The sequence below is a fragment of the Rhodococcus sp. T7 genome (assembly GCF_009872365.1).
Lineage (GTDB): Bacteria > Actinomycetota > Actinomycetes > Mycobacteriales > Mycobacteriaceae > Rhodococcus_F.
The window spans coordinates 1-7148 of sequence record NZ_WXYH01000115.1 but is presented as its reverse complement, the minus strand read 5'-3'; the positions used below and the strand labels follow the sequence as shown (position 1 = coordinate 7148).

At 62.3% G+C, this 7148-nt stretch carries 3 protein-coding genes; all 3 read left to right on the top strand.

Going from position 1 to position 7148, the window contains the following annotated elements:
- A partial coding sequence (locus tag MLGJGCBP_RS14770) for a non-ribosomal peptide synthetase (protein ID WP_160096484.1) occupies positions 1-4164 on the top strand: 4164 nt, incomplete at its 5' end.
- Positions 4165-4276: 112 nt separating this feature from the next.
- Positions 4277-5320, top strand: coding sequence for an alpha/beta hydrolase (locus MLGJGCBP_RS14765; RefSeq protein ID WP_442972101.1), 1044 nt, complete (start codon positions 4277-4279; stop codon positions 5318-5320).
- A gap of 121 nt (positions 5321-5441) precedes the next feature.
- Positions 5442-6875, top strand: a complete 1434-nt coding sequence (locus MLGJGCBP_RS14760) for an IS1380 family transposase (RefSeq protein ID WP_160096480.1) — start codon at positions 5442-5444, stop codon at positions 6873-6875.
- Positions 6876-7148 lie beyond the last annotated feature (273 nt).

Genomic DNA, 7148 nt, shown 5'->3' with positions numbered 1-7148 from the left:
ACGCAGGTGGTGTCGCGGTTGGGTGCGGCGTTGGATGCGCAGGTGCCGGTGCGCACCATCTTCGAGGCGTCGACGGTGCATGGGTTGGCGGCGCGGGTGGAGTCGCATGCGGGTGCTGGTGGTCGGGTGCCGTTGGTGGCGCGGGAGCGTTCGGGGCGGGTGCCGTTGTCGTTGGCGCAGTCTCGGATGTGGTTTTTGAACCGGTTCGAGCCGGAGTCGGCTGCATATAACATTCCGGTCGCGATCCGTCTTGTTGGTGTGCTCGATGTTGCGGCGTTGCGGGCGGCTGTTGGCGACGTCGTCGGCCGGCATGAGGCGTTGCGGACGGTGTATCCGGAGACTGTTGATGGTCCGGTGCAGGAGATAGTTTCTGCGGCGGAGGTTGTTCCGGATTTGACGCCGGTCGTGGTGGCTGAGGATCAGGTGCTGGGTCGGGTGGTGGACCTGGTGTCGGCTGGGTTCGATGTGACGGCGGGGGTGCCGGTGCGGGCCGCGTTGTTCCGGGTCGCCGAGGACGAGTTCGTGTTGGCGTTGGTGGTGCATCACATCAGTGCGGATGGTTTTTCGATGGGTCCGTTGACGCGGGATGTGATGGTGGCGTATGCGGCTCGGGTGCGGGGGGAGGTGCCGGGGTGGGCGCCGCTCGAGGTGCAGTATGCGGATTTTGCGTTGTGGCAGCGTGAGGTGTTGGGGTCGGAGGATGATCCGGCGTCGTTGATCTCGCAGCAGATCCGGTACTGGAAGTCGGCGTTGGCGGGGTTGCCGGATCAGTTGGATTTGCCGATGGATCGTCCGCGACCAGTCAATCAGTCGTTGCGGGGCGGACGCGCAGGATTCGAGGTCGATGCACGCTTACATCAGGGCTTGTTGGATGTTGCGCGTGCGCATAATTCGACCTTGTTCATGGTGGTGCACACCGGGTTGGCGGTGTTGTTGTCTCGGTTGTCGGGTACGGATGACATTGCGATCGGCACTCCGATTGCGGGTCGTGGTGAGCAGGTACTCGATGATCTGATCGGGATGTTCGTGAACACGGTGGTGTTCCGGACTCAGGTTGACTCCGGATGTGGGTTCGATGACCTTCTGGCTCGCGCGCGGGAGACTGATTTGTCTGCGTTCGCGCATGCAGATGTGCCGTTCGAGCGGTTGGTGGAGGCGCTCAATCCGGTCCGATCGACAGCGCGGCATCCGTTGTTCCAGGTGGGTTTGTCGTTCCAGAATTTGGCGTCGACGCAATTCGAGTTGCCGGGACTGAGGGTGTGGGCGGTCGATGCGGACACGCAGATCTCGCAGTTTGACCTGCATTTGATCGTGGCCGACCGGTATGACGACGAGGGTAGAGCTGCGGGCCTCGGCGGCTTCTTCACGTACGCCACCGATTTGTTCGACGAATCCACGGTGGTGGGCTTCGTCGAGCGGTTCGTGCGGATCCTCGAGGCGGTGGTCAATGATCCGTCGGTCGTGGTGGGGGATATCGATATTCTCGACGCGCCCGAACGCGTATTAGTGCTCGAGGGGGCGAACGCGACGAGGCATGAGGTTGCGGGTGCGGGCACGTTGGTGGATTTGTTCGATGCGCAGGTGTCGGCGTCGCCGGACTCGGTGGCGGTGGTGTTCGAGGATGAACGTATGACGTATGCGGAGTTGGATGCGCGGGTCAATAGTTTGGCGCGTCATCTGATTTCGATAGGTGTTGGTCCGGAGTCGCTGGTGGGGTTGGCGATTCGCCGGTCGACCGAGTTGCTGGTTGGTATGTACGCGGTCGCTAAGGCGGGTGGGGCGTATGTGCCGCTCGATCCGGATCAGCCGGTCGAGCGAATCGAACATGTTCTCGACACGGCGCTTCCGGTGTGCGTGTTGTCGACATCGCGGGATAGTTTCGCGCTCTCAGGGCAGGGGTCTGTCTCGGTTCCGGTGGTGCACATCGACGTACTGGATGCGTCCGGTCTGTCCGCGGCTCCGGTTCGTTCAGAGGAGCGAGTTTCGCCTTTGTGCGCGCAGAACACGGCGTATGTGATCTTTACGTCGGGGTCGACGGGTCGTCCGAAGGGGGTGGCAGTCAGTCACGGTGCGATCGTGAATCAGCTTGAGTGGAAACGAGCGCGATACGAGCTGGGGGAGGCGGATGCGGTGTTGCTGAAGACGGCGGCCACCTTCGATCTGTCGGTATGGGAGTTCTGGTCGGCGCTGGTCTCGGGTGCGCGGGTAGTCATCGCGGCCCCGGAGGGGCATCGTGATCCGGGGTATCTCAATGAATTGATGCGTGCGCACGCTGTGACGGTCTTGCACGTTGTGCCGTCGATGCTCGACGCGTTGCTGACCGACGCTTGGATAGTAGGGCTGCCGGAGTCGTTGCGTACAGTCCTCGCGATCGGTGAGGCGTTGCCGGCGGCTACAGCCGCGCGGTTGCGCCGCTCGGGTCGGGTGCAGTTGGTCAACCTGTACGGTCCGACGGAGGCTGCGGTGTCGGTGACCGCGCACGACGTGCTCGACGCGGATACGGTAACAGTTCCGATCGGTGTGCCGGAGTGGAACACGCAGGCCTACGTGCTGGATTCGCGGTTGCACCCGGTGCCGGTGGGTATTGCGGGTGAGTTGTATCTGGCGGGTGCACAATTGGCGCGCGGATACGTCGGGCGTGCGGATCTAACGGCGGAGAGGTTCGTGGCGAATCCTTTCGGCGACTCCGGTGAGCGGTTGTATCGGACGGGGGACCTGGTCTCCTGGCGTGTGGACGGAGAGCTCGAGTACGTCGGGCGCACGGATTTCCAAGTGAAGGTGCGTGGTTTCCGAATCGAGTTGGGTGAGATCGAGGCGGTATTGGCCAGCCATACGTCGGTCTCGCAGGTAGTGGTGATCGTGCGGAGCGACTCTCGTGCCGGAGACCAGTTGGTGGCGTATGCCGTGCCGTCAACGGGTAGGGTTGTCGACGTCGCCGAGCTGAAGTCGCTGGCGGGTCAGTCGTTGCCCTCGTACATGGTGCCGGCGGCATTCGTCGCCCTGGACGCACTGCCTTTGACCGCGAACGGGAAGTTGGATCGGAAGGCGTTGCCGGCGCCCGAATTCGTCGCGCGGGTGTTTCGGGCACCGTCGACGCCGGTCGAGAAGACCGTCGCTGCGACCTTCGCCGAGGTACTCGGGGTCGAGCGCATCGGTTTGGATGATGATTTCTTCGAGTTGGGTGGCAACTCGTTGATCGCGACGCAGGTGGCGACGCGGTTGGGTGCGGCGTTGGGTATTGCGGTGCCGGTTCGGTTGCTGTTCACATATCCCAGCGTGGGTGGCCTTGCGGACAGGATCACTGACTCGGAGGCGGAGGCCGGCGATACTGACCGCGATGCTGCACTGCAAGTCTTGCTACCGCTGTCTGGGGGTTCTGGCAGTCGGCCGTTGTTCTGTATGCACCCGATGCTTGGGCTTTCTTGGTGCTATAGCGGACTGAGTCAGTACCTGGACCCGGAACAATCAGTTTTTGGATTGCAGTTGCCAGCCATTACGGAGGACAGTCCGCTGGCAGAATCCATCCAGGAAATGGCTGCCCGCTACTCTGCCGAGATCCGGCGCGTGCAGCCGCACGGACCCTATCGAATCTTGGGTTGGTCACTTGGTGGAGTGGTGGCACATGCGGTCGCCGTTCATCTGCAATCGCAGGGGGAGGAGGTCGAGTCGCTTGTTCTCATCGATGCGATCCTGAACATGGTGGATCGCGAGTTGTGGGAGACAGAGTTTCGGGATGTCCTGCGCACGCTCGGACTGAACATCAACGAAGGTGAAGACCTCGACTTGTCGGTGGAACGTGCACAACAACTGCTGGACGCGGTAAATGGTGGCGAGGCCTCCTTGACGGTCGAACGAGTCCAGACAATCTTTACTGCCACCATGAGGACCCCGGAACTCATCCGGAATCATCGCCCTTCAACGTTTCGTGGGGACCTGCTGTTCTTCAGCGGAGTGAGCGAGGGGCCCTCTGGTGCCAAGCCAAGTGAGGATTGGCGGCCCCACATCACGGGTACGGTCCAGGGTCAGGCGGTACCGTTTGTGCATGGTGAGATGATGGCGCCGGAGTCGTTGGCGGTCATCGGGCCAATCCTCAACGAGTACCTAACCCACGGCATGTCCGACACCTGGCGTAGTAACGAATCTACTGGTGAAACCGACATCTGATCTGGTGGGTTTGGCAGAGGTATCAGCTAATAGTTCACTCAAGTAACAAGGCTCCCATTCGAGAATGAAGGTGGAAGAATCTATGCGTCGACTTCGGCAAAGTGCAGCGACGATGAGTGGGAAGATCGCGGCTCTTGCCGTGACTGTGATGGCTCTGCAGTCGATTCATGGTGGGTACACGGCCTCGGCGGATCCCGTCCTCGATTCTGACGAGCCAATCGCTCGAGCTGCCGCGGCGGATGGCTCGACGCTGACACGCATCGAGAGCATGACCCTGGGTGGAGTTCAAGTGGCTGCGCTGTACGTGCATTCAACGGCGATGGATCGTGAAATTCCAGTCATCGTCTCTCGGCCAAAGGACACCAGTGTGCCCCGCTCCACGCTGTACCTGCTTAACGGAGCAGGCGGGGGCGAGGACTCGGCAGCATGGTGGTCGAAAACCGACGCGATGAAGTTTTTTTCCGACAAGAACGTGAACGTGGTGATTCCGGTAGGCGGCAAGTGGAGTTACTACACGGACTGGAAGCAGGACGACCCGGTTCTGGGTGCAAACAAGTGGGAAACCTTCCTTACAAAGGAGTTGCCGCCAGTTGTCGATGCCGCATTGGGCACGAACGGGGTTAACTCGCTCGCCGGAATTTCTTCGTCTGGCACCTCGGTGCTGCAACTCGCAATCAACTCTAAAGGTCTCTATCGCGGAGTTGCCGCTTATAGTGGGTGCGCTCAGACCAGCGATCCGATCGGCCAGCAGTTCGTCAAGCTGACTGTTGAGACCTGGGGTAAGGGCAATACCGAGAACATGTGGGGGCCCGCGAACGACCCAGCCTGGGCGGCGAATGACCCCTATGTCCACGCTGAGGGGTTGCGAGGACTCGACCTCTATATTTCGACCGGAAGCGGCCTCCCAGGGCCTCATGACACTCTTGATAATTCGGATATCAACGGACAACCCGACGTTCTGGCCAACCAGATAGTCACCGGCGGGATAATCGAGTCGGCAACCAACTATTGCACGCATAATCTGGCTAACAGGTTGAATGACCTGGCGATTCCGGCGACGTACAATTTTCGTGAGACGGGAAGCCACTCATGGGGTTACTGGGAGGACGATCTGAAGGACTCATGGCCAGTTCTCGCTAATTCGCTTGGTGGTTGAGCCTCGATGCACCGATTCGCATGAGTTCCTGAGGGTGTCATAAAGGCGAAATGCCCTGTCGTAGTGGAAGAATAAGACTTCTCTAGGGTCAGATTCAGCCACACCGAAGGGCATTTCGTAGATGCAACTATCTCACACCCGACCCGTCGCTGCGGCGACGTTCGACGATCCGAATCTCGTGGCGACCGCGGGAGTGGTCCCGGTGATGGCGTTGGCGCAGGCCAGTGGCCTGCTCACCCTCGCCGGCCAGCACCTGAGCGTGCCGACCGACAAGGGCGCCAACTCGGGCCGCAAGATCGGGTCCCTGGTCGGTGGGATGGTCGCCGGCGCCGACAGCATCGCTGACCTGGCGATCCTGCGGCACGGCGCGATGGGGACGGTCTTCGACCGCCCGTATGCGCCGTCGACGCTGGGATCGTTCCTTCGCCAGTTCAGCTTCGGGCACGTCCGGCAACTCGACGCCGTCGCGTCGCGGTTCCTGGGCAACCTCGCCGCGAAGACCCCGCTGGTGTCGGGGATCGACACTGGGCGGGTGCTGGTCGATATTGACGATTCGATCATCGAGGTCCACGGCCACGGCAAACAGGGCTCCGGCTACGGCTACTCCGGGGTGCGCGGACTGAACGCCCTCATCGCCACCGTCACCACCGAGACCGCTGCGCCGGTGATCCTCGGACAGCGCCTGCGCCGAGGAGCCTGCGGCTCCGCACGCGGGGCCGCCCGGATGGTCGCCGACGCCCTGGCCACCGTCGACCGGCTGCGCACCCAGGCTGCAGGGACCAGAGGCAACGGCGCGCCGAAGGTTCTGGTTCGCGGCGATTCCGCCTTCTACGGCCATCCCACCGTTGGGGCGGCGATCCGCGCCGGAGCCGACGTCTCGGTCACCGTCCGCCTGACCTCCACCATCAAACGGGCGATCGCCTCCATCGACCCCGACGAGTCCGCGTGGACGCCGATCGAATACACCGACGCCCTCTACTACGAGGACACCGACACCTGGATCTCGCGGGCCGAGGTCGCGGAGATCGAGTTCACCGCGTTCGCCTCCCAGAAGAAGGCCCACCAGATCCCCGGGCGGTTGGTCGTGCGGCGCATCCCCGACCTGCGACCGCCCAAGGACCAGGGGCAGGGCACGTTGTTCGATATCTGGCGGTTCCATGCTTTCTTCACCACCACCGACCCCGACGATCTCGATACCGTCGCGGCCGACAAGACCCACCGTCAGCACGCGGTCATCGAGCAGGTGCATGCGGACCTGAAGAACTCCGCCCTCGCGCATCTCCCGTCGAACTCGTTTCCGGCGAACGCGGCCTGGCTGGTCTGCGCGGTGATGGCGTTCAACCTCACCCGTGCCGCCGGCACCCTCACCGGCGATCCGAAGCTGACGAGGGCGACCACCGGCACCCTCCGGCGCACCCTCGTCTCGGTCCCCGCCCGCATCGCCTCCTCCGCGAGACGGTTGACGCTGCACCTTCCGCAGAACTGGCCGTGGGAAACAGCGTGGCACAACTTGTTCGACAACACCTTCGGTCGCAATCGCCCGATCGTCGCCTAACGCCCAGGGCACCTGCCCGCCCTCGACTCGAAAGCCCCAGTGGAACAACCCGACACGAGAGGTCGGACGATCAACCACGCCCACACACCGTCCCATGCCGCCCAACGAAACTCGCAGTGATCAGGTCAGCGAATCGGTGAATTCAGGTTGAGCGAGCTCTCATTCGAAGACCGGCTCCCTCGTAGCCCGAAGTGGTCAAGTCCCTGGAGGTGGTGACACCAGCCTTGACTGCCTGACTCACCGACGAGGCATCACGCGACGACGTTGTACACC

What these genes read in the sequence shown, in the direction of transcription:
- MLGJGCBP_RS14765 (WP_442972101.1), top strand. Translation starts at nt 4,277, where the DNA reads ATGAGTGGGAAGATCGCGGCTCTTGCCGTGACTGTGATGGCTCTGCAG.
- MLGJGCBP_RS14760 (WP_160096480.1), top strand. Translation starts at nt 5,442, where the DNA reads ATGCAACTATCTCACACCCGACCCGTCGCTGCGGCGACGTTCGACGAT.